22 protein-coding genes are annotated in these 20,711 nt (G+C 66.7%); 10 read left to right on the top strand and 12 right to left on the bottom strand.

Annotated features, from left to right (window positions below; all coding sequences use genetic code 11):
* The first annotated feature begins 24 nt into the window (after positions 1-24).
* The 3 genes from RIN79_RS05370 (at position 25) to RIN79_RS05380 (ending at position 1,384) form a co-directional block, all read left to right on the top strand.
* Positions 25-249 carry a F0F1 ATP synthase subunit C gene (locus RIN79_RS05370; protein WP_309083600.1) on the top strand — a complete coding sequence of 75 codons (225 nt, stop codon included), beginning with the start codon at positions 25-27 and terminating at the stop codon, positions 247-249.
* Positions 250-316: 67 nt separating this feature from the next.
* Positions 317-895, top strand: coding sequence for a F0F1 ATP synthase subunit B (locus RIN79_RS05375; RefSeq protein ID WP_309083601.1), 579 nt, complete (start codon positions 317-319; stop codon positions 893-895).
* Between the two features lie 9 nt (positions 896-904).
* Positions 905-1,384 (top strand): F0F1 ATP synthase subunit B, encoded by a 480-nt coding sequence (locus tag RIN79_RS05380; protein WP_309083602.1) that lies wholly within the window; start codon positions 905-907, stop codon positions 1,382-1,384.
* 72 nt (positions 1,385-1,456) lie between these two features.
* Here the strand turns inward: RIN79_RS05380 and RIN79_RS05385 are convergent, their stop codons facing one another.
* The 3 genes from RIN79_RS05385 to RIN79_RS05395 all read right to left on the bottom strand — a co-directional run bounded on the left by RIN79_RS05385 (position 1,457) and on the right by RIN79_RS05395 (position 4,313).
* Positions 1,457-2,134: a TetR/AcrR family transcriptional regulator gene (locus RIN79_RS05385; protein ID WP_309083603.1), complete on the bottom strand. Its 678-nt coding sequence runs from the start codon at positions 2,132-2,134 to the stop codon at positions 1,457-1,459.
* Between the two features lie 168 nt (positions 2,135-2,302).
* The gene (locus tag RIN79_RS05390) at positions 2,303-3,001 is read right to left on the bottom strand and encodes a ribonuclease HII (protein WP_309083604.1); all 699 of its coding nucleotides are present in this window, start codon (positions 2,999-3,001) and stop codon (positions 2,303-2,305) included.
* 157 nt (positions 3,002-3,158) lie between these two features.
* Positions 3,159-4,313 carry a PA0069 family radical SAM protein gene (locus tag RIN79_RS05395; protein ID WP_309083605.1) on the bottom strand — a complete coding sequence of 385 codons (1,155 nt, stop codon included), beginning with the start codon at positions 4,311-4,313 and terminating at the stop codon, positions 3,159-3,161.
* A gap of 1,039 nt (positions 4,314-5,352) precedes the next feature.
* Between RIN79_RS05395 and RIN79_RS05400 the strand changes: the two genes are divergently transcribed.
* Positions 5,353-5,841 (top strand): GNAT family N-acetyltransferase, encoded by a 489-nt coding sequence (locus tag RIN79_RS05400; protein WP_309083606.1) that lies wholly within the window; start codon positions 5,353-5,355, stop codon positions 5,839-5,841.
* Positions 5,842-6,068: 227 nt separating this feature from the next.
* Here the strand turns inward: RIN79_RS05400 and RIN79_RS05405 are convergent, their stop codons facing one another.
* From RIN79_RS05405 to RIN79_RS05435, 7 genes are all read right to left on the bottom strand, one after another.
* Entirely contained in the window at positions 6,069-6,506 is a 438-nt protein-coding gene (locus RIN79_RS05405; protein WP_309083607.1) for a VOC family protein, read from the bottom strand.
* A 157-nt stretch (positions 6,507-6,663) separates the two neighbouring features.
* On the bottom strand, positions 6,664-7,206 hold the full coding sequence (gene moaB, locus RIN79_RS05410; protein ID WP_309083608.1) for a molybdenum cofactor biosynthesis protein B: 543 nt from the start codon (positions 7,204-7,206) through the stop codon (positions 6,664-6,666).
* Positions 7,199-8,083, bottom strand: a complete 885-nt coding sequence (locus RIN79_RS05415) for a 4-(cytidine 5'-diphospho)-2-C-methyl-D-erythritol kinase (RefSeq protein WP_309083609.1) — start codon at positions 8,081-8,083, stop codon at positions 7,199-7,201. The genes moaB and RIN79_RS05415 overlap by 8 nt, the downstream gene beginning before the upstream one ends.
* An 8-nt stretch (positions 8,084-8,091) precedes the next feature.
* The gene (locus RIN79_RS05420) at positions 8,092-8,274 is read right to left on the bottom strand and encodes a hypothetical protein (protein ID WP_309083610.1); all 183 of its coding nucleotides are present in this window, start codon (positions 8,272-8,274) and stop codon (positions 8,092-8,094) included.
* Between the two features lie 72 nt (positions 8,275-8,346).
* On the bottom strand, positions 8,347-9,207 hold the full coding sequence (locus RIN79_RS05425) for a S49 family peptidase (RefSeq protein WP_309083611.1): 861 nt from the start codon (positions 9,205-9,207) through the stop codon (positions 8,347-8,349).
* A gap of 71 nt (positions 9,208-9,278) precedes the next feature.
* On the bottom strand, positions 9,279-10,088 hold the full coding sequence (locus tag RIN79_RS05430; protein WP_309083612.1) for a methyltransferase: 810 nt from the start codon (positions 10,086-10,088) through the stop codon (positions 9,279-9,281).
* The gene (locus tag RIN79_RS05435) at positions 10,072-10,293 is read right to left on the bottom strand and encodes a DUF2007 domain-containing protein (protein ID WP_309083613.1); all 222 of its coding nucleotides are present in this window, start codon (positions 10,291-10,293) and stop codon (positions 10,072-10,074) included. The genes RIN79_RS05430 and RIN79_RS05435 overlap by 17 nt, the downstream gene beginning before the upstream one ends.
* A gap of 151 nt (positions 10,294-10,444) precedes the next feature.
* On the opposite strand from RIN79_RS05435, the gene RIN79_RS05440 reads away from it, so the two are divergent.
* The 3 genes from RIN79_RS05440 to RIN79_RS05450 all read left to right on the top strand — a co-directional run bounded on the left by RIN79_RS05440 (position 10,445) and on the right by RIN79_RS05450 (position 14,955).
* Positions 10,445-11,461, top strand: coding sequence for a polyprenyl synthetase family protein (locus RIN79_RS05440; RefSeq protein ID WP_309083614.1), 1,017 nt, complete (start codon positions 10,445-10,447; stop codon positions 11,459-11,461).
* Positions 11,462-11,589: 128 nt separating this feature from the next.
* Positions 11,590-13,602, top strand: coding sequence for a tetratricopeptide repeat protein (locus RIN79_RS05445; protein ID WP_309083615.1), 2,013 nt, complete (start codon positions 11,590-11,592; stop codon positions 13,600-13,602).
* A 384-nt stretch (positions 13,603-13,986) separates the two neighbouring features.
* The gene (locus tag RIN79_RS05450) at positions 13,987-14,955 is read left to right on the top strand and encodes a glycine--tRNA ligase subunit alpha (RefSeq protein WP_309083616.1); all 969 of its coding nucleotides are present in this window, start codon (positions 13,987-13,989) and stop codon (positions 14,953-14,955) included.
* A gap of 20 nt (positions 14,956-14,975) precedes the next feature.
* Here RIN79_RS05450 and RIN79_RS05455 read toward each other — a convergent pair whose 3' ends face one another.
* Positions 14,976-15,158 carry a hypothetical protein gene (locus RIN79_RS05455; RefSeq protein ID WP_309083617.1) on the bottom strand — a complete coding sequence of 61 codons (183 nt, stop codon included), beginning with the start codon at positions 15,156-15,158 and terminating at the stop codon, positions 14,976-14,978.
* A 214-nt stretch (positions 15,159-15,372) separates the two neighbouring features.
* On the opposite strand from RIN79_RS05455, the gene glyS reads away from it, so the two are divergent.
* Positions 15,373-17,670, top strand: a complete 2,298-nt coding sequence (glyS, locus tag RIN79_RS05460; protein ID WP_309083618.1) for a glycine--tRNA ligase subunit beta — start codon at positions 15,373-15,375, stop codon at positions 17,668-17,670.
* Positions 17,671-17,680: 10 nt separating this feature from the next.
* Here the strand turns inward: glyS and RIN79_RS05465 are convergent, their stop codons facing one another.
* On the bottom strand, positions 17,681-18,094 hold the full coding sequence (locus RIN79_RS05465) for a hypothetical protein (RefSeq protein WP_309083619.1): 414 nt from the start codon (positions 18,092-18,094) through the stop codon (positions 17,681-17,683).
* 190 nt (positions 18,095-18,284) lie between these two features.
* On the opposite strand from RIN79_RS05465, the gene RIN79_RS05470 reads away from it, so the two are divergent.
* Together RIN79_RS05470 and RIN79_RS05475 are read left to right on the top strand one after the other, a co-directional pair.
* A complete protein-coding gene (locus RIN79_RS05470; RefSeq protein WP_309083620.1) occupies positions 18,285-19,256 on the top strand; it encodes an L-threonylcarbamoyladenylate synthase in 972 nt (323 codons plus the stop codon).
* A 10-nt stretch (positions 19,257-19,266) separates the two neighbouring features.
* Positions 19,267-20,697, top strand: coding sequence for an FAD-binding oxidoreductase (locus tag RIN79_RS05475; protein ID WP_309083621.1), 1,431 nt, complete (start codon positions 19,267-19,269; stop codon positions 20,695-20,697).
* The last annotated feature ends 14 nt before the right edge of the window (positions 20,698-20,711 follow it).

Genomic DNA, 20,711 nt, shown 5'->3' on the forward strand with positions numbered 1-20,711 from the left:
TCCAGTTCCACAAGGAGTTACAAGATGGACGTAGAAGCAGCACAGGCAATCGGCGCGGGCATCGCCTGCCTTGGCATGGGCGGCGCCGGTATCGGCCTCGGCCATATCTTCGGCAACTATCTGGCGGGCGCGCTGCGCAACCCGTCGGCTGCCGACAGCCAGTTCGGCCGCCTGATCTTCGGCTTCGCCGTGACCGAGGCGCTCGGCATCTTCTCGCTGCTGGTCGCGCTGCTCCTCCTCTTCACCTAAGCGAAGCATCGCCTATTGAACCGGCCGCGCCCGCGCGGCCGGCTTCGTCGATCTGAAGGGAGAGGCCATGTTCGTGGCATCGGCATTCGCACAGGAGGCGGCGGACCACGCCGCCGGCGAGACTCATACGGAGACGGGAGCGGAAGGCGGCCATGGCGGCGGCTTTCCTCCCTTCCTGGTGGAGACCTATCCTTCGCAGCTCCTGTGGCTGGCGATCACTTTCGGCCTTTTCTACCTCTTCCTGAAGAAGGTCGTGCTGCCGCGCATCGGCAGCATCCTGGAGGTGCGGCGCGATCGCATCGCCCAGGATCTCGATCAGGCGGCGCGGATGAAGGAAGAGGCCGACGCGGCGGTCGCGGCCTACGAGCAGGAGCTCGCTGAGGCCCGCAAGAAGGCGTCGGCGATCGCCCAGGAGGCACGCGACGCGGCCAAGGCCGAGGCCGAAGCCGAGAGGCGCCGGGTCGAGGCAGGGTTGGAAAGCAAGCTGGCGGAGGCCGAGCAGCGCATCTCAGCGATCAAGAGCTCCGCCTTGAGCGATGTCGGCGCGATCGCCGAGGAAACGGCCGCAACCATCATACGGGAACTCATCGGCGCCGATGTCGACAGGGCGTCCCTGGAGGCCGCGGTGAAGGCCTCGCGGCAATAGGAGAGGCGCATGGACGCGACATTCTGGGCGCTTATCGCGCTGATCATCTTTCTCGGCATCCTCGTCTATATGAAGGTGCCGGCCATGCTGGCGGGCTCTCTCGACCAGCGCGCCGAGCGTATCCGCAACGAGCTCGAGGAAGCGCGCCGTCTGCGCGAGGAAGCGCAGCAGCTCTTGGCCGAATATCAGCGCAAGCGCCGCGAGGCGGAGCAGGAGGCGAAGGATCTCGTCGATGCCGCCAAGCGCGAGGCGAAGCTGATCGTCGCAGACGCGAAGGCCAAGACCGAGGAATATGTCGCCCGCCGCACTGTGCTGGCCGAGCAGAAGATCGCCCAGGCCGAGCGGGATGCGGTGAACGAGGTGCGCGCACGGGCCGTCGATCTCGCCATCGTGGCGGCAAACAGGCTGCTCGCCGAGAAGGTCGATTCGAAGACCGGGGCCGAGCTCTTCAACCAATCGCTCAGTGAAGTGAAGTCGAAGCTGAACTGAGCCGTTCCGCCAGCGCTGGTTCAAGAATGCCGCCGTTTCGGCGGCATTTCTTTGACTGGCGCCCGCAGCCGATCAGGCAGCGAGCAGTTCCGGTGCGTCGTAGGGCACGTCGATCAGGCGGCAGAGGTCCTGCAGGCACTCCTCGTAGACGGGCGCCAGATTGCTGAAGGCAAAGCCGATCTGGCCCAGCACCTCCATGCAGAGCAGGCCGTAAAGCCGCATCCAGCAGGACAGGAAGACGTAGCACGCCTCGGGCGGAAGCACGCCGCCGATCCTTTCCGAATAGGCCTGGAGCTGCTCGGCAAGCAGCGGGTCCATATCCTCAAGGCTCGGGATCGGGAAGCGCTTCGACCGCCAGATCGCGACGAACTCCTCCAGGAAGACCTGGCCGAAGGCCTGTCCGGTCTGGCTCACCACGCTCGTGCACTGTTCGGGAGAAGCGCGGCTTGCAAAGAGGCAGCCGAACTCGGCCGGGTGGGTGATGGCCCATTCCCGCAATGCGCGGGATATGGCGAGCAGCCGGCAGCCCGGCGCCTCGGCGCCGCTCCTGTCGCGTGCCGACTTCAGCGTCTCGACCAGCTCGCAATAAAAGTCGTTGCGCAGCGCGTCGAGAAGCTCACCCTGGCTGGGATAGTAGCGGTAGAGCGCCGGTCCGCTCACGCCCATGCGCCTGGCGACCGCGTTCACAGTCACCGCCGGCACGCCGAGCGTGACAAGCAGCTCGCGGGCATTGCCGCGGATCTCCGCCATTGTGGCTTCCCGGAGCTTTTCTCTGCGGCCGGGCTTCGCGGCGCCGGCGGAATTTTCGGTCATGACAGGCACTTAAAGGGATATAACATAGGTTAGACTATATAACGACGGCATGCGGCGCAAGCAGAGCGCCGTCAGCCCGCCATCGGCCTTGCCACGGATATGCGATCACTCGGCGGGAATGGGCAGTTCCTCGACGGGGCTACCCTCGTCAAGCGAGGGCTTGAAGGGCGAGAAGCTCATGCGGTGCAGCCGCACCACGGGCCCGTGCGCGAGAATGGCCGAGCGGTGCCGCTCGGTCGCATAGCCAACATGACTGTCGAAGCCGTAATGCGGCATGAGGGTGCCGGTGCGCACCATCATCCTGTCGCGCACCACCTTGGCGACGATGGAGGCGGCGGCGATCGATTGCGAGCGCTGGTCGCCCTTGATCACCGCGCGGCACGGGCAGGGGAGGCCGGGCGGTATGTCGCGCCCGTCGGCGAGCGCATAGGCCGGACGCAGGCACAGGCCGTCGAGGGCCCGGCGCATGGCTTCGAGGCTCGCCTTCAGGATGTTGGATCCGTCGATGCTGCCGGCGCAGAGCGAGGCGACCGATACCGCCAGCGCCGCATCGAAGATCTGGCCGGCGAGCGCCTCTCGCTCCTCAGCCGAAAGCCGCTTGGAATCGTCGAGCCCCTCGGGAATGCGGTCGCGATCGAGGATGACCGCCGCCGCCACAACCGGCCCCGCGAGCGGACCCCGCCCTGCCTCGTCGAGCCCCGCGACGGGCGCAAGGCCCTCGCGCATGATGCCCGCCTCGAGCGTGAAGTCCGGTCGCACCGGCAGATCGAAAAGGGGCGGAGAATCGGATTGCGACGCAGCCATGCGGCGATGCTTACATCGCTTCCGATTCTCCGCAAGCCATTCCCGAGGCTTTGGGGGCGAAAAGCCGGGAAGGCGGCCGTCGGCCCTGGGGACGGGGGCTTCGACGGGTCATCCGGATGCGGCCTGGGGCGAGGACCGGTCCGGAAGCTCAGGTCGTTCAAAGCAAGGTCAGCTGCTCACCCTCGCCCTTGCCTGCCTTGAAGAGGTCCGTGCGCAATTTGCGCCGCTCTGCATTGAGGCCGATGCGCCGTGCGGCGATCTCGAAGCGGCGGCCGATCTGCCAGGCATAGGGGCCGCTTCCGGTCATGCGCTTGCCCCACTCCGAATCGTAGTCCTTGCCGCCGCGCATGGAGCGCACCAGCGACATCACGTGCCGGTAGCGGTCCGGATAGTGGCGCAGCAGCCAGTCCTTGAAGATCGGGCTTACCTCCAGCGGCAACCGCAGGATCACATACCCAGCCTCGCGGGCGCCGACCGAATGCGCCGATTCAAGGATCCGCTCGATCTCGCTGTCGTTGAGGCCAGGAATTACCGGCCCGATCATCACCGAGGCCGGAACCCCCGCCTCGTTGAGCGCGCGCATGGCCTCGAGCCTACGCGTCGGCGTCGCCGCCCGCGGCTCCATGGTGCGGGCGAGCCGCCGGTCCAGCGTGGTCACCGATAGGGCCACTTTCGCGAGTCCGCGCTCGGCCATGCGCGAGAGGATGTCGATGTCGCGCGTCACCAGCGCCGACTTGGTGACGATCCCGACGGGATGGCTGTGCGCATCCAGCACTTCGAGGATCTCGCGCATGATGCGCCATTTCTTCTCGATCGGCTGATACGGGTCGGTGTTGGTGCCGATGGCGATCACGCGCGGCTCATAGCCGGGCTTCGACAATTCCTTCTCCAGGAGCCGCGCCGCATCCGGCTTGGCGAAGAGCTTCGATTCGAAGTCGAGCCCAGGGGACAGCCCCATGAAGCTGTGCGTCGGCCGGGCGAAGCAGTAGACGCAGCCATGCTCGCAGCCGCGATAGGGGTTGATCGACCGGTCGAAGGAGATGTCGGGCGAGGTATTGCGCGTGATGATGGTGCGCGGCTTTTCCACCTGCACTTCAGTCTTGAAGGGGGGCAGTTCCTCCAGCGTCTCCCAGCCATCGTCGAAGACATGGCGGGTGATCGGCTCGAAGCGCCCGCTCGGATTGACGCCGGCGCCGCGCCCTCTGCGGCGGTCCTCGCCGATTCGCAGGCCCGCTTCCTCGATCATCGCATTCGCCATGGCCGAACCTCCACCGCTAAAAGCGGCAATGTCTGCCCGTGCGATCTGTTCCATCGTCTGCCTCCGCGCCTTGGGCGCCGACCTCTGTGTGATGAATCTATTCCTATCTCCTTGCTCAGAACAAAGCAAGAACATTTTTGTTCCCATGAGGCGCGACAGGGGCAGGCGGTTGCGGGTGGAGATCGACCCCTCATATGCGATTGCCCTCCACACGGAGCAGGGAAAGGGCGCGTTTCATCGCCGCCACGCCCGGCTTTCGCCGTCTGGCCATTGAAGAAGGTGGGAAGCGGGGCGCGTGATCCGAGCCTCTCTGTTAGTTTATGTGGCGCGTTCCACGCGCCCCGCCGGCCGCTGTCCCGACATTGGCCGGTCACTCGGGCCTCTTCTCCGTCCCGGCTGCACCCAATGAAGGGGGTGGTCTCTGCCGGGCCGAAGGAAAAGCCCTAGCGGCTTCTCCGCGGTTTCCGCGATGCTGTCTCTCACCCAGCATCCGTTTTTCCGAAGTGCTGTCTGTCACCCAGCACCCCGGCACCGCCGGCCTGTCGCGGGCCCTCAGCATGCCTCCAGGTACCGATCCCTGGAGGGGGAGGTTGCCGCCGCTCTCCCGAACACCCGGTGCGCATCCGGTTCCCGCAAGAGCGATGGGACGGATGATAAGGGAGGCCCAAAGCTGTGGGATAGAAAACAGGCGGAAAGGGCGAAAATAATCGGCCGGCCCTTGTTTTTGCTGCGGAATTTTTTTGCGAGGAGAAAATCCTATCCCCGCCGTTCCAGCACCCTGGCGCCGGCGTTCGCGGGCGAGCCGGCCGGGCCTGACGACCCGGCCGTGGACTCACAATCTGCAGCCACCGACGGATCGCCGCGAGTTTGACAAAGGCCAGGAAGATGGCGGCACGTTTCTCATAGCGCGTATCACGCCGGTTCCGTCAGCGCGGGATATTCGCCCAACCTCCGCGTGAACTCCCAAACGCCCTTATCTCGGCTGCGCGTAGGAACGCCCAGTTTCAAAGTCCGCTTCGCCTCGAATCACTTGAAGGCGGACGACAAGCTCCGAACTCATCCCTACCGGCGGGCGATCTGCTAAACTGTGCGAATGATGACAACCAATCATTACAGTTTTCGCAAGGCGACGCTGGACGACCTCGATATGCTGATGGGGTGGCAATCGAGCCCGCATGTTGGTGAATGGTGGGATTCAGATGAGCCATATGATGAAGCGGAATTGGCTGACCCACGGGTAGCACGCTGGATTGTTTCGATCGCCGAACGCCCATTTGCGTTCATGCAGGACTACACGGTTCACGGGTGGGCAGATCACCATTTCGCCTATCTTCCCAAAGGCTCGCGGGGAATTGACCAATACATCGGAGACCCCGAAATGGTCGGTCTCGGGCACGGATCAGCATTTATCAGCATGAGAATGCAAGCTCTCTTTGATGAGGGGGCACCTGTGATCGCGACTGATCCGCATCCAGACAATGCACGGGCGATAGCCGTCTACAAGAAGCTGGGTTTCGAGCCGGTTGGACCACCTCAGAAAACACAGTGGGGTCTGATCTTGCCCATGTTGGCTAAGAACTAAGCGTCGCGCAGGCAACGGCAGCGTGTCCCGCACCGACATACGCGGGGATTGGTCAAACTCTGCGGTTATGCCAAAGCCGCCATCGGCTCGCTATCTTTTACGAGCACGCGGCCTAGTCGTGCTGGGCGAGAACGCGGCGGGCCTTTGAGAGATGGACCTTGAACAGGCGGGTCGGCTTCGCATGCGCCGACATTGCTCATCCGTCGCCATTGGTCGCCCTATTGCGCTCAGCTGAGTTCTTGGGCGAGACCGATGAGAAGCCCTTCAGGCCCGCGGATGTAGCAGAGCCGATACGCGTCCTTATATTGGACGACTTCACCGACGAGCTCAGCGCCGCGCTTGCGAAGCCTTTCAAGCGTCTCGTCGATATCATCCACCGCGAACATGACGCGCAGGTAGCCCAGGGCGTTGACCGGGGCGTTCCGGTGATCTGCGATGACAGGCGGCGCGAGGAAGCGGGAGAGCTCGAGCCGGCTATGGCCGTCCGGCGTGCGCATCATGGCGATCTCAACGCGCTGATCGCCCAGACCTGTGACTCGCCCGGCCCATTCTCCTTCGATGGTGGCCCGCCCTTCGAGCTCGAGGCCGAGTTCGCTGAAGAAGTCGATCGTCGCTCCGAGGTCTTCGACGACGATTCCTACATTGTCCATCCGCTTGAGCGCCATGAGTCCAGTCCCCGAGGTTTCGTCCCAATCTACAAGGTGTCGCCTGGTTCGACAACGAATGCTTGGGGCGCCGGCACCGGCGGCCATCCGCGCATGGATCGCCGGGCTGCACCAGCTCAGCGTCCGGGCCGGGAAGACATGGTCCTTCCCCGCCCACTTAAGCCTTGCCGGCCCCGCGCCTCAGATGTTCGTTGAGGCGGGGCATGATCTCCACGAAATTGCAAGGTATGTGCCGGTAGTCGAACTGGTCCTTCAGGACCCCGTCCCAGGCATCGCGGCAGGCACCGGGCGAGCCGGGCAGCACGAACACGAAGGTCTGCCGGATGAGCCCCGCGGTGGCGCGGGACTGGATGGTCGAGGTGCCGATCTTGTCGAAGGAGATGCGATGGAAGACGGAGGAAAAGCCCTCCATGCGCTTGTCGAACAGCGGCTCCAGCGCCTCCGGCGTCACGTCGCGGCCGGTAAAGCCGGTGCCTCCCGTCGTGATCACCGCGTCGATGCGCGGGTCCGCGCACCAGCCAAGCACCACCTCGCGGATGCGTTCCACGTCATCAGGCACGATGGCGCGGTCGGCAAGCTCGTGGCCGGCGGCCTCGATACGATCGGCAAGCGTCTGGCCGGATCTGTCGTCGGCGAGCGAGCGTGTGTCGGACACGGTGAGCACGGCGAAGCGGACGGGGATGAAGCTGCGCTCAGACATGGCCGAGCTCCGGGGCCGGGGCCATGGTGGCGGTGGCGCGGACGAACCAGCCCGGATTTCCTCGCGCAATGGCCTCTTCGGCGCGCGCGGCCTCGGCCTCGCTGCGGAAGAGGCCGAAACAGGTGGCGCCGGAGCCTGACATTCGGGCGATCAGCGCGCCTTCATTGTTGAGCAGGGCGAGGGCGCGGCCGATCTCCGGCGCAAGTGAGAGCGCCGGCGCTTCGAGATCGTTGCGTGCCGCGCGCAGCCAGCCGGCGATGGCGTCGGCGTCGCTTCCGCCGCCAAAGGGCGGCAGCGCCGGGTTATCCCTGCGCAACAGCGCGCCGAAGACGGCAGGTGTGGCGAGCGGCACGCCCGGATTGACGAGCAGGATCGGCAGGGGCGGCAGGACGGGGAGAGGCTCCAGCCGCTCGCCTATGCCGCGCGCAAGGAGAGGGCGGGCGGCAAGGCACATGGGCACGTCCGCGCCGAGCTGAAGCCCGATCGCGGCGAGCCGGCGACTATCGGCGTCGATGCCCCAGAAGCGGGAAAGCAGCGTGAGCGCAGCGGCCGCGTCGCTCGATCCGCCGCCGATGCCCGCGGCGACGGGAAGGTTCTTCTCCAGATGGATGGCTACGGGGCGTTCCGCCACCGCTCCGAAATGGCGGCGCAGGAGATCGCGGGCGCGCAAGACGAGATTGGGATCGGCCCCGGCAAGAAGGGCGGCGAAGGGCCCGCCGAGCGTGAGGGAGTCGCGCTCCGCCTCCTCGACGCGCAGGCGGTCGCCGTAGCGCGTGAAGACGACGAGCGTCTCGATCAGGTGATAGCCGTCGCCGCGCCGCCCGGTGACATGGAGGGCAAGGTTGACCTTGGCCGGCGCGGCCGCTTCCAGCCTCATGGAGACGGTCAATCCTTCGCCAGGCGGTATTCGCCGGTCTTCGGGTCCTTGACCAGCGTGCCCATGCTGCCATTGGCGGCTTCCTGGCGCGCTCGTTCCATCCGTTTCGTCACGCGCTCGGCCTCGCGCACGAGGGACCTGTAGCCCACATAGCCGGCGACCGCGACGACGGCGAAAAAGATCAGCTGCATGGCCTGCCTGCCTCCTTGGCATTCGCACCCGGCTTTTAGTTTAGGCTGGTTTGCGAATGCGTCAAACCCGCGTCAGAGCCCGTAGCGGCTCCACAGCGCCCTTTCCTCCGCCGCGTCGAAAAGGCCGGAAGCGGCCGCTGCGGCAAGCTCGCCCGCGCGCGCCTCGATGCCGAAGAAGCCGAGCCTGCGGCCGAGCAGCCCGCGCGGGGCGCTCACCAGCTTGAGCTGCGTCTTCGGACCATAGCGGCTCTTGAGGAACGAGCGCATGTCGCCGATGGCGTCGACCAGGCCGAGGGCGCGGCCGCGCTCGCCGGTCCAGAAGAGGCCTGTGAAGAGCTCCTCGTCATTGGCGAGCCTGGCGCCGCGCCGCGCTTTCACCATGGCGGTGAAGGTCTCGTGCACCTCCTCCTGCAGCGCCTTCAGCCGCTCCACATCCTCCGGCTTCTCCGGCTGGAAGGGATCGAGGATGGCCTTGTTGCGGCCGGACGTATGAACCCTCCGCTCGACGCCGATCTTCCTGATCATCTCCTGGAAGCCGAAGCCGGCGGAGACGACGCCGATGGAGCCCACGATGGAGGAGGGGTCGGCGATGATCTCGTCGCCGGCAAGGGCGATCATGTAGCCGCCCGAAGCCGCCACATCCTCGACGAAGACGAGCACGGCCTTGTTCTTTTCCTCCGCAAGATCGCGGATGCGCTTGTAGATGAGGCGCGACTGGACGGGCGAACCGCCGGGCGAATTGATCGAGATCGCGACCGCGGGCGCCGAAAAGGAGAAGGCCTTTTCAAGAAGGCCGGCCGTGGAGGCGAGCGACAGGTGCTGGCGGACCGGGCCGCCGCCCGCCATGATCGTCCCATGCAGCCGGACGACGGGGATCGTGACCGCATCGCGGCGGAGGGATTTCGGCAGGAGGCGGGCCAGTGCTTGCTTCACGGAGTTCTCCAGGGCTCGGACTCGCCTTCATGTAGGCGCTCGGCCAGTGGCCGCAATGGCTTGCGCTCCCCTCAGCCGGCGAAAAGCGCGGCCCTGCCATTGATGAGGGCCTCGGCCCGCGGCGTGAAGGCGTGGCCGTCGGGCCCGTGGAGGACGAGCGGGGGAAGCAGAGTGAGGCCGCCGCGCGCGCCTTTTCTGGCCGTCAGGATGATGCGGATCGCCTCCGCCTCCGCGCGCGGATGGACGGCGAGGGCGCGCGGGGCCCCGAAGCGGCCTTTCAGCGCATGAAGGATCTCGGCGAGCGATTGCGGCCGGGCGATGACGGCGACCTCGCCGCCCGGCACGGCGATGGCGGCGGCGGTGCGCAGCCAGCGCTCGAACATGCCGTCCGCCATCACATGCGCCTCCCGCCGCAGCGCATCGGGCGTGGCGCGGTCGCGCGGGGCGTTGAAGGGCGGGTTCATGATGACGAAGTTAAAGGCGCGGTCGGCAAGGCCGGCGCGCGTCCGCTGCGGACCTGAAAGCTCCGCATCGGCTTCGAGCACCTCGATGCGGGGTGACAGCGCCGCGTTGTCCGAAAGGGCAAGGCTCTGCCGCGCGCAGGCGGCCATGTCAGGCGACTTCTCCACCAGGAGGATGCGCGCATCAGGGCAGCGGGCGGCGACGGCAAAGCCGGCCGCGCCGGCGCCCGCGCCGAGATCGGCGAGCCGGCCGGCAAAGCCGTCGGGAACCGCGGCGGAAAGCAGCATGGCGTCAAGGCCCGCGCGGTGGCCCCTGCCGGCGGGCTGGACGAGATGGAAGCCGCCGCGGTGGAAGGCGTCGATGGTGAAGGGCCCCGGCGCCTTCGCCTGCGCCGCCTCGCTTCTATCGTCCGAGCACATCCGCAAGGCCGGCATCTGCGAGGAGCTTGCGGGCTTCCTCCGCCCGGTCCTCGGCGACCATGACGCGGCGCGGCAGGACGCCGATCGAGCCTTCCATGATGCTCATATTCTGGTCGGCCACGAAGAATTCGATGCCGGCGTCGCGCAGCAGGCTTTCGATGAAGGAGATGGAAACGGCGTCGTTGGTGCGGATGAGCTCGATCATGCGCCGAGGGTGGCAGGTTCGCGCCGGCTTGTAAATGCGAGGGCCTTGCCCTACCGGAGAGCCGCGCCATTTCGCCGCTTGCGGCGATGGCTGAAGCGGCCATAGACTTTGCCGGCGGCGGCTTGGCCGGCCGGGATGGAAGGAGGCGTTGTTGGGCGTCGTAGTGAACCTCGAAGACGGCAAGCGCGGTCCGGCCTCGATCGACCGCCTGATCGGCCTGACCAAGGACGATATGGCGCGCGTCAACGAGCTGATCTTGTCCAAGGCCGGCTCCGATGTCGAGCTCATCCCGGAACTGGCGCGGCACCTCATCTCCTCCGGCGGCAAGCGGCTGCGGCCGATGGTGACGCTCGCCGCGGCGCAGATGTTCGGCTATGCGGGCGAGGGGCATGTCAAGCTCGCCACCAGTGTCGAGTTCATGCACACGGCGACGCTGCTGCATGACGACGTGGTGGACGAAAGCGACATGCGGCGCGGCAAGAAGACGGCGCGCATGATCTGGGGCAACCAGGCGAGCGTGCTGGTCGGCGATTTCCTGCTCGGCCAAGCCTTCCGCATGATGGTGGATGTCGGCTCGCTGGATGCGCTCGACGTGCTTTCCACCGCCGCCGCCATCATCGCCGAGGGCGAGGTGATGCAGCTCGACGTCGCCAAGAACCTGGAGACGACCGAGGACGAATATCTGGCGGTGATCAGGGCCAAGACGGCGGCGCTCTTTTCCGCCGCCGCCGAGGTGGGGCCGATCATCGCGCAGGCCTCGCGCAACGACCGGGCGGCGCTGCGCTCCTTTGGCACGAATCTGGGCCTTGCCTTCCAGCTGGTGGACGACGCGCTGGACTATGGCGGCAGCACGAGCGATCTCGGCAAGAATGTCGGCGACGATTTCCGCGAGGGCAAGGTGACGCTGCCGGTGATCCTCGCCTACCGGCGCGGGTCGGAGGAGGAGCGGCAGTTCTGGAAGCGGGCGATCGAGGATAACGAGGCCGACGAGGCGGCGCTGGAAAAGGCGATCGGCCTCATGAACCGGCACGGCGCGATCGGCGACACGATCGGCCGCGCCCGGCATTTCGGCGAAATCGCGCGCGACGCGCTGGCGCCGCTCAAGAACACGCCGCAGAAGGCGGCGCTCTTCGACGTCATCGATTTCTGCATCAGCCGGGTCTCCTGAGCGCGGCTTTCCCGCAAATCGCTGTTGCCGGTTGAAGCCTTTCCGCAAAAAGGCCATGCTCTGCGGCTAGCGGGGATTCCGCGGGCGGCCTCCCGGGGAGGCGGCAGGACCGGATCGGAAGGGAAACTATGCGGCTTACCAAGGCGACACTCAAGACAAGTGCGGCGCTCGCGCTCTTCATGGCGCTTTCCATCGACGCCGGCGCGGCGCAGGAAACCGCCGCCAGGGCGACAGAAGCCGTGCCGACGAACACGTTTTCCGGCGCCTATCTTGCCGGGCGGGCCGCCGAATTCGACAACGACCTGAAGAACGCCGTCACCTTCTACGAGCGCGCCATAGCGCTCGATCCGGGCAATGCGGAACTGCAGCAGACGCTGCTCCTGACGCTGCTTTCGCAGGGCGAGATCGACAAGGCGCTGCCCTATGCGGAGAAGCTGAAGAGCGTTCCCGAGGTCGAGCGCTTCTCGCGCGTGACGCTCGCGGTCGACGCGTTCCGCAAGCAGGATTATGCGGCGGCGAAGCGCTGGCTCAATCTCGTGCTGGAATCCGATCTCGACCGGCTGATCACCGGCGTCATGACCAGCTGGGCCGATGTCGGCGAGGGGAATGCGGAGGCGGCCCTTGCCAATCTCGACAAGCTGGAAGGGCCCGAGTGGTACACGCTGTTCAAGACCTACCAGCGGGCGCTGATCCTTGCCTATGACGGCCGCCAGGAAGAGGCCGACAAGGTGTTCGACGAGGTGGTCGGCACGCTTGCGCCCCGTTCGGTCGCCCCCGATACGTTCGGCCGCATCGCCGAGGTCTATGCCTCCTATTTGTCGAGCCGCGGCGAAAAGGACCGCGCGCTTGCCGTCCTCAACAAGGCGGAAGAGGAGGGCGGCGGCATCGCCACCATCCCCGAGCTGCGCGCGACGCTGGAAAAGGGCGGCAAGCTCGACCAGGTCGTGACCAAGCCCGCAGACGGCGCGTCGGAGATCCTGCTCAACCTCGCCACCGAGCTCGCGAGCGGCGGCGGCGATTCCTTCGTGCGGTTCTATCTCCAGCTCGGCCGCGCCCTGCGCCCGGACAGCGACGCGATCCTGGTGCAGCTTGCGCATGTGGCCGAGAGGGGACAGCAGGGCGAGGAGGCGATTGCGCTTTATCGCCGGATCAAGGACACCTCGCCATGGGCCCGCTTTGCCGCTTTCCAGATCGGGCTGAATCTGGCCGACCTGGACCGCAACGAAGAGGCGATCGAGCACCTGAAGAAGGTGCTGGAGGCCGACCCCAAGGACATGCGCGCCTATCTGGCGCTGGGCGGCGTCTACGCCAGCGAGAAGGATTATAGCGCAGCGGCGGAACTCTATGACCGCGCGGTGGCGCAGATCCCCGAGCCGAAGCGCAAGCACTGGAACATCTTCTATCAGCGCGGCATCGCCTATGAACGTCTGAAGGAATGGCCGAAGGCGGAACCGAACTTCAGGAAGGCGCTGGAGCTCTCGCCGGACCATCCCCAGGTGCTGAACTATCTCGGCTATTCCTGGATCGACATGAACATGAATCTGGAAGAGGGGATGGAGCTCATCAAGAAGGCGGTGGAGCTGCGCCCGAGCGATGGCTACATCGTCGATTCGCTCGGCTGGGCCTATTACCGGCAGGGCCAGTATGAGGAGGCGGTGAAGCATCTGGAGCGCGCCGTCTCGCTGCGGCCGGACGATGCGGTGCTGAACGATCATCTTGGCGACGTCTATTGGCGCGTTGGCCGGCGGCTCGAAGCGCGCTACCAGTGGTCCCATGTCAAGGATCTCGAGGCTGAGCCGGACCTGCTTGCCCAGGTGGAGAAGAAGCTGAAGGAAGGCCTTCCCGAGGCGGACGGCAAGAAGCTTGCCGACGCCGCCGGCAATGCCCGCGTCCTGAACGATGGCAGCGGCCGCCAGCCCGCGGCAGCGCAGGCCGAGAAGCCCGCCGAGGGCGCGGCCCAGGAGGCCAGCCCCGCCACCTATACGGTGAAGCCCGGCCAGTCGCTCTGGTCCATCGCCGCCGAGCAACTCGGAAGCGGCGAGCGCTTCCGCGAGATACTGGAACTCAACCCGGTGCTTCAGGGGGACCCGGGCCGCGTCCGCCCCGGCCTCGAGCTGACCCTTCCCGAGAAGGGAGAGTAGGCGCGGGCCGGTCTCCCAGGGCAGGGTACTCGCAGCTGGATAGACCTCCACTCCGGTCGGCTTTGCCGCCCACCTCCCCCCTTGAGAGCAGGGCTTCGCATATGCGTCTTTCCCCCACTCCGTCCCGCTTCGCGGGCCACCTCTCCCCCACTTTGTGGGGTAGAGGAAGGGTGCGAGCCTTGCGGCCGGCGTTTCCTCTCCCCCGTCGAGCGGGGGAGAGGTGGTCGGCGAAGCCGATCGGAGTGGGGGTCGAACTCCATATGCGATTGCCCTCGATCGACAGGGAAGAGCAAACGCGGTGGAAGGCAGGCGCCCGACCGCTGCCTTGACGCCCGGACAGGCGCGCAATAGGACGGGGCCGTTCCAGCCTCCGGAGAAGCCCGCGTGAACGCCAGTCCGTTGCCACACATGCATCCATCGCGGTCCTTCCAGGGCCTGATCCTGACGCTTCACGGCTACTGGGCGGCGCAGGGCTGCGTAATCCTCCAGCCCTACGACATGGAGGTGGGCGCGGGCACCTTCCACCCGGCGACGACCCTGCGCTCGCTCGGACCCCGGCCGTGGAATGCGGCCTATGTGCAGCCTTCGCGCCGGCCCAAGGACGGGCGTTACGGCGAGAACCCGAACCGGCTGCAGCACTACTATCAGTACCAGGTGATCCTGAAGCCGAACCCGCCCAACCTGCAGGAGCTCTATCTCGGCTCGCTGGCGGCCATCGGCCTCGACCCGCTGCTGCACGACATCCGCTTCGTCGAGGACGATTGGGAGAGCCCGACGCTCGGCGCCTGGGGGCTTGGCTGGGAGTGCTGGTGCGACGGAATGGAAGTGTCGCAGTTCACCTATTTCCAGCAGGTCTGCGGCATCGAATGCGCGCCCGTTTCCGGCGAGCTCACCTACGGGCTGGAGCGGCTCGCCATGTATGTGCAGGGCGTCGACAATGTCTACGACCTCAACTTCAACGGGCTGGAGGGCCCGGAGAAGGTGACCTATGGCGACGTGTTTCTGCAGGCGGAGCAGGAATACTCCCGGCATAATTTCGAGCATGCGGACACGGCGATGCTCTTCCGCCATTTCGAGGACGCGGAGAAGGAGTGCCGCGCGCTGCTTGCGGCCGGCGCGCCGCGCCCGAGCGACAATTCCACGCTGCACAAGATGGTGCTGCCCGCCTACGACCAGTGCATCAAGGCGAGCCACGTCTTCAACCTGCTGGACGCGCGCGGAGTGATCTCCGTCACGGAGCGGCAGAGCTACATCCTGCGCGTGCGGGACCTGGCCAAGGCCTGCGGCGAGGCCTTTCTCATGACCGAGGCGGGCGGCGGGGCGCCCGCCTCCATGGGAGAAGTCGCGGCTTAGCGGCTGGTGGGGATGCCTATTCAGGCATCCGGGCAGAAACTTGCGGGAACGTCCGGCAGGACGATCGAGGGCCTGCACTTGCCGCCCGCCATCTCCACGGCGCGGCGCAGGCCGGTCATCTGCATATCGTCCGAAAAGGCCTGGTGCGCGGCGAAGCAGGCCAGGAGCGCGATCAGCTGCACAAATGTCGATACCGTCTTCATGACCGTCTCCGGGCAAAAAATCGCCTGCCTGAAGCGAGTGCCGCTTCAGCGTGCCTTTCCTTCGATGTGGATTTCGCTCCAAGGACGGGCGGCGGCCCGCACAGCCGACAGCCTGCGCAAAGTTTTTCGCTACGCAGGGGCTCCAAAGGCGGGCGGTGGTGACAGCACCGGGCTGAGTTGCTATTGCCCGCGGACCTCCACGCGAGACTGACCGATGCCCGACCTGCTTCTTGAACTGCGCTCAGAAGAAATTCCCGCCCGCATGCAGCGCAAGGCCGCGGGCGACCTGAAGAAGCTCGTGACGGACGGTTTGGTCGAGGCGGGCCTCACCTATGAGGCGGCGAGGGAATACTGGACGCCGCGCCGCCTGGCGCTCGACATCCGCGGCATCACCGCCCGCTCGCGCGACGTGCGCGAGGAGATCAAGGGGCCGTCGACCAGCGCGCCGGAACAGGCAGTGCAGGGCTTTCTCCGCAAGGCCGGCCTCACCGATATTGGCCAGATGCAGGTGCGGTCCGACTCGAAAAAGGGCGATTTCTACGTCGCGGTGATCGAGAGGAAGGGCAGGGCGGCCGAGGAGATCCTCGCCGACATCATGCCCGGCATCATCCGCGATTTCCCGTGGCCGAAATCCATGCGCTGGGGCGCGGCCTCCCGCAATCCGGGATCGCTGCGTTGGGTCCGCCCACTGCAGTCCATCCTCTGCACCTTCGGCCCGGAAACGGAAGAGCCGGTGGTGGTCGGGTTCGAGGTGGACGGGATCCGCTCCTCAAACATCACCTATGGCCACCGCTTCCACGCGCCCGAGGCCATCACCGTGCGCCGCTTCGAGGATTATGTGGAGAAGCTGGAGCAGGCGAAGGTCGTGCTCGACGCCGAGCGGCGCAAGCGCATCATCCTTGATGATGCGAAGAACCTCGCCTTCGCGAGCGGGCTCGAACTCATCGAGGATGAGGGCCTGCTCGAGGAAGTCTCGGGCCTCGTCGAATGGCCGGTCGTGCTGATGGGCGAATTCGAGGAGGCCTTTCTGGCGATCCCGCCGGAGGTCGTGCGGCTGACCATCCGCGCCAACCAGAAGTGCTTTGTCACGCGCCCGCAGGGCGAGACGGAAAAACTCTCCAACCGCTTCATCATCACGGCGAATATCGAGGCCTCCGATGGCGGCAAGGAGATCGCCTATGGCAATGGCAAGGTGGTGCGCGCGCGCCTTTCCGACGCGCTCTATTTCTGGAGGACCGACCAATCAGACCTGCCCGATCTCGACCGGTTGGCGGGATCGGCCGAAAGGTTCGGCCTCGACCTGAAAAAGCCGCTCGACCAGCGCATGGCGCGGCTCGACCATCTTGGCGTCACCTTCCACGCCAGGCTGGGCACGCAAGGCGAGCGCGTGGAGCGCATCCGCCGGCTGGCGCGCGAACTGGCTCCCATGGTCGGCGCCAATCCGGCGCTCGCCGAGCGCGCCGCCGTGCTCGCCAAGGCCGACCTGCAGACCGAGGTGGTGGGCGAATTCCCCGAACTGCAGGGCGCGATGGGGCGCAAATATGCCGAGCTCCAGGGCGAGAACCCGTCCGTCGCCCGCGCGATCGAGGAGCACTACAAGCCGCTCGGTCCGTCGGACATCGTGCCCACCGACCCAGTCGCGGTCGCCGTGGCGCTGGCCGACAAGCTCGATACGCTGACGGGCTTCTGGAGCATCGACGAGAAGCCGACCGGGAGCAAGGATCCTTATGCGCTCAGAAGGGCGGCGCTGGGCGTGATCAGGATCGTTCTCGAAAATGGCCTCAACTTTTCCATCGATCCGATCAATGACGTGCAGGCGCTCCGCCATCAGATCGGGGCAACGCCAGCAGCGGCAGGCAAGCTCGACGCCATCCTCTCGGCGGCGGTGTCGGGCGGACTGTTCGGGGAGCGCGCTCGCATCCTCATCGCCGAGGCCAAGGCCGATGCTCCGGCCTGGCTGCCGCTGGTTGAGGAGCACGACCCGGCGATCAGCGACGATCTGCGGACATTCCTTCAGGACCGCCTCAAGGTCTATTTGCGCGATGCCGGAGTGCGCCATGATGTCGTCGATGCCGTGATCACCTCCGAAAGCTGCAACCTTCTGCTGATCGTGCGCCGCGTCGAGGCGCTCTCGCAACTGCTCGACAGCGAGGCTGGAAAAAACCTGCTCGCCGGCACCAAGCGCGCGGCCAACATCCTTGCTGCCGAGGAGAAGAAGGGGACGCGGATCGCCGACGCGGTGGAGCCGGAGCTCCTGAAAGAGGAGGCCGAGATCCGCCTTTTCAGCGCGGTGAATCAGGCCGAGAAGGAAGCCGGCGAAGCGATTGCCGAACAAGACTTTTCCGGCGCCATGAAGGCGCTTGCGGCACTGCGCGAACCGGTTGATTCATTCTTCGACCAGGTGCTGGTAAATGCCGAGGATGACAGGGTTCGCGCCAACCGGCTGGCGCTGCTGGCGCGCATCCGCCAGGCGACCGGGCGCGTGGCGGATTTCTCGAAGATCGCCGGCTAGCCCGGCCGGCTCAGTTGAAGACATAGACGGCGAGCGCTACGGCGGCGAGAGCGAGCAGGCCGGAGGCCGGCCCCAGGCGCTGGATGAATGCGGGCGGCGGTGTGCCCGGCTTGCCGCGCTTCATCGCCACGCGCGCTGCGATGGCGATGGCCAGCATGAGGGCGGCGGCGAGGATCTTCAGCGCGAAGGCGGTGCCGAGCAGCGCAGCATCATAATTGACGATCCACAGCCACAGGCCCGTCGCCCACAGGACGAGGATGCCGGTGAGGCCGACCAGGCCGAGCTGTCTGCGCATCGCGATCAGGCCGGGGGCGGGCGGGCCTTCGGCGCGCTTTGCCGTGATGGCCATAATCATATGTCCGATGCCGCCGGCCGCGCCCATCATCAGGCCGACGAAATGCAGCGTCTTCATAAGAACCAACATTTGCCCCTCTCCCCTTCGGCGCGGAAGGTGCGCCGCAGCGGCCGCCCCGTCAAGCGCCCGGCGGGGATAAATCCCCGCGCGCGGTTTCCCGCGCATGCGCTTGAACCGATTCGGGAAAGGCGTGACGATCCGCCTTGCCCGGCGGGCCGCGGCGCGATAGGCACCGAGGCGGTATCTGGAAGGAAGAAATTTGGCCGAAATCCTGCCGCAGGACGCCGCGCTTGACCCTGCCTGCCGACTGCTCCTGGCGGGCGAGCTGGTGGCGATCCCGACCGAGACCGTCTATGGGCTTGCCGCCGACGCGACCAATGGGGAGGCTGTTGCCCGCATCTTCGAAGTGAAGGGCAGGCCGCGCTTCAACCCGCTGATCGCCCATGTGGCCGACCGCAAGATGGCCGAGGCGATCGCTGCCTTTTCGCCGCTGGCCGAGCGCCTGGCGCAGGCCTTCTGGCCGGGCCCCCTGACCCTCGTGCTGCCGCACCGCGCGGGCTCGGGTATTCACCCGCTGGTCACGGCGGGGCTCGGGACGATCGCGCTGCGGTGCCCCAAGGGGTTCGGGCGCGACGTGATAGAGCGCATCGGCCGTCCGCTGGCCGCGCCCAGCGCCAACATCTCCGGCCGGGTGACGGGCACGACGGCGGAAGCGGTGGACAAGGCGCTCGGCGGGCGCATCGGGCTCATCGTCGACGGCGGGCCGACGCCGGTCGGCCTGGAATCCTCCATCCTGAAGGTGGCGGAGGAAGGGCTGTTCCTGCTGCGCCCGGGCGGCCTGGCCGTGGAGGAGATCGAGCGCGTAGCGGGCCAGCCGGTCCTGCGCGGCGCAAAGGGCGTCGAGGCTCCGGGCATGCTCGCCTCGCACTATGCGCCGGCGGCGCGCATCAGGCTTGACGCGGCAGAGGTGTTTCCAGGCGAGGCGCTGCTTGCCTTCGGGCCCACACGGGCGCGGGGAGCGGAGCGGGCGGCGGCGCTGCTGAACCTCTCGCCTTCGGGCGATCTGCGCGAGGCGGCGGCCAACCTCTTCTCCCACCTGTCGGCGCTCGATGCTTCCGGAGCCGCAACGATCGCAGTGGAGCCGGTGCCGGGGCATGGGCTGGGCGAGGCCATCAACGACCGGCTGGCCCGCGCCGCCGCCCCCCGTGACAGCGGCCGGGAAGGGACATAGGTTTCGCCCCATGGACGCTTCCCACGACATGCTCGACCCCGCCCTCGCCGACCGTTTTGCCACGATCGTCGGCGAGCGGCACGCGCTGCGCGACCCTGCGGACATCGCGCCGCATGTGGTGGAGCCGCGCGGTCTTTACGGCGGGCGCACCTCTCTGGTGCTGAAGCCGGGCAGCACGGAGGAGGTGAGCCGCATCCTGCGCCTTGCGACGGAAACGGGCACGCCCATCGTGCCGCAGGGCGGCAATACGGGGCTGGTGGGCGGGCAGATGCCGGATGCTTCCGGCCGGCAGGTGATCCTTTCCACATCAAGGCTCAACCGCATCCGCGAGATCGATCTGAGCTCCAACACGGCGACGGTAGAGGCGGGCGTAGTGCTGCAGGTGCTGCAGGAGGAGGCGGCGAGGAACGACCGGCTGTTTCCGCTGGCGCTGGGCTCGCAGGGCTCCTGCCAGATCGGCGGCAACCTCTCCTCCAATGCAGGCGGCGTCGGCGCGGTGGCCTATGGCGTCGCGCGCGATCTGTGCCTCGGCGTGGAGGTCGTGCTGCCGACCGGCGAAATCTTCGACGATCTGAGGAAGCTCAAGAAGGACAATACGGGCTACGACCTGAAGGACCTTTTCGTCGGCGCCGAAGGTACGCTCGGCGTCATCACCGCCGCGGTGGTGAAGCTTTACCCGAAGCCGAAGGGGCGCGAGCTCGCCTGGGCCGGGCTCCGCTCTCCGGTCGACGCGCTGCGCCTGTTCGAACTCGCCAACGACCGGGCGGGGACGGCGCTCACAATGTTCGAGCTCATGGAAAGGACGCCCGTCGACCTCGTGCTGAAGCACATGCCGGAGACCCGGAAGCCGCTCGCCGGAGAGCATGCCTGGCATGTGCTGCTGGAAATCTCGTCCGGCCGTTCCGCCGAGGATGCACGCGCGCTGATTGAGGACATTCTGGGCGGCGGCCTCGAGGCGGGCTGGGTGGAGGACGCGGCGATTGCGCAGAATGCAACCCAGGACCTGCAGCTGCGCCGCCTGCGCGAGGACATGTCGGACGCGCAGACCCGCGAGGGCGGCTCCATCAAGCACGACATCTCGGTGCCGGTGGCCGCCATCCCCGAATTCATCGCCCGGGCGGGCGAGGCGGTGGGGAAGGTGGTGCCGGGAAGCCGTGTCGTCTGCTTCGGCCATATGGGCGACGGCAACCTGCACTACAACGTGTCGCAGCCGGTCGGCGGCTCGCGCGAGGAATTCCTGAAGCACTACCGGACGATGAATGACGAGGTTCACGCCATCGTGCGCGAGCTCGGCGGCTCCTTTTCCGCCGAGCACGGCATCGGCACCATGAAGCGCGCCGAGCTCCTCGCGACCCAGCCGGCGATCGCCACGGAGCTGATGCGCCGCATCAAGAAGGCCTTCGATCCGGCCGGCATCATGAACACCGGCAAGGTGATCTGACCGCCACCGGCGGC

The organism is Chelativorans sp. (genome assembly GCF_031180965.1).
Classification (GTDB): domain Bacteria; phylum Pseudomonadota; class Alphaproteobacteria; order Rhizobiales; family Rhizobiaceae; genus Chelativorans.

Excerpts from the sequence above, each read along its gene's own strand:
- RIN79_RS05370 (WP_309083600.1), top strand. The coding sequence starts at position 25 with ATGGACGTAGAAGCAGCACAGGCAATCGGCGCGGGCATCGCCTGCCTT.
- RIN79_RS05375 (WP_309083601.1), top strand. The coding sequence starts at position 317 with ATGTTCGTGGCATCGGCATTCGCACAGGAGGCGGCGGACCACGCCGCC.
- RIN79_RS05380 (WP_309083602.1), top strand. The coding sequence starts at position 905 with ATGGACGCGACATTCTGGGCGCTTATCGCGCTGATCATCTTTCTCGGC.
- RIN79_RS05385 (WP_309083603.1), bottom strand. The coding sequence starts at position 2,134 with ATGGCGGAGATCCGCGGCAATGCCCGCGAGCTGCTTGTCACGCTCGGC.
- RIN79_RS05390 (WP_309083604.1), bottom strand. The coding sequence starts at position 3,001 with ATGGCTGCGTCGCAATCCGATTCTCCGCCCCTTTTCGATCTGCCGGTG.
- RIN79_RS05395 (WP_309083605.1), bottom strand. The coding sequence starts at position 4,313 with ATGGAACAGATCGCACGGGCAGACATTGCCGCTTTTAGCGGTGGAGGT.
- RIN79_RS05400 (WP_309083606.1), top strand. The coding sequence starts at position 5,353 with ATGATGACAACCAATCATTACAGTTTTCGCAAGGCGACGCTGGACGAC.
- RIN79_RS05405 (WP_309083607.1), bottom strand. The coding sequence starts at position 6,506 with ATGGCGCTCAAGCGGATGGACAATGTAGGAATCGTCGTCGAAGACCTC.
- moaB (WP_309083608.1), bottom strand. The coding sequence starts at position 7,206 with ATGTCTGAGCGCAGCTTCATCCCCGTCCGCTTCGCCGTGCTCACCGTG.
- RIN79_RS05415 (WP_309083609.1), bottom strand. The coding sequence starts at position 8,083 with ATGAGGCTGGAAGCGGCCGCGCCGGCCAAGGTCAACCTTGCCCTCCAT.
- RIN79_RS05420 (WP_309083610.1), bottom strand. The coding sequence starts at position 8,274 with ATGCAGCTGATCTTTTTCGCCGTCGTCGCGGTCGCCGGCTATGTGGGC.
- RIN79_RS05430 (WP_309083612.1), bottom strand. The coding sequence starts at position 10,088 with ATGTGCTCGGACGATAGAAGCGAGGCGGCGCAGGCGAAGGCGCCGGGG.
- RIN79_RS05435 (WP_309083613.1), bottom strand. The coding sequence starts at position 10,293 with ATGATCGAGCTCATCCGCACCAACGACGCCGTTTCCATCTCCTTCATC.
- RIN79_RS05445 (WP_309083615.1), top strand. The coding sequence starts at position 11,590 with ATGCGGCTTACCAAGGCGACACTCAAGACAAGTGCGGCGCTCGCGCTC.
- RIN79_RS05455 (WP_309083617.1), bottom strand. The coding sequence starts at position 15,158 with ATGAAGACGGTATCGACATTTGTGCAGCTGATCGCGCTCCTGGCCTGC.
- glyS (WP_309083618.1), top strand. The coding sequence starts at position 15,373 with ATGCCCGACCTGCTTCTTGAACTGCGCTCAGAAGAAATTCCCGCCCGC.
- RIN79_RS05465 (WP_309083619.1), bottom strand. The coding sequence starts at position 18,094 with ATGTTGGTTCTTATGAAGACGCTGCATTTCGTCGGCCTGATGATGGGC.
- RIN79_RS05475 (WP_309083621.1), top strand. The coding sequence starts at position 19,267 with ATGGACGCTTCCCACGACATGCTCGACCCCGCCCTCGCCGACCGTTTT.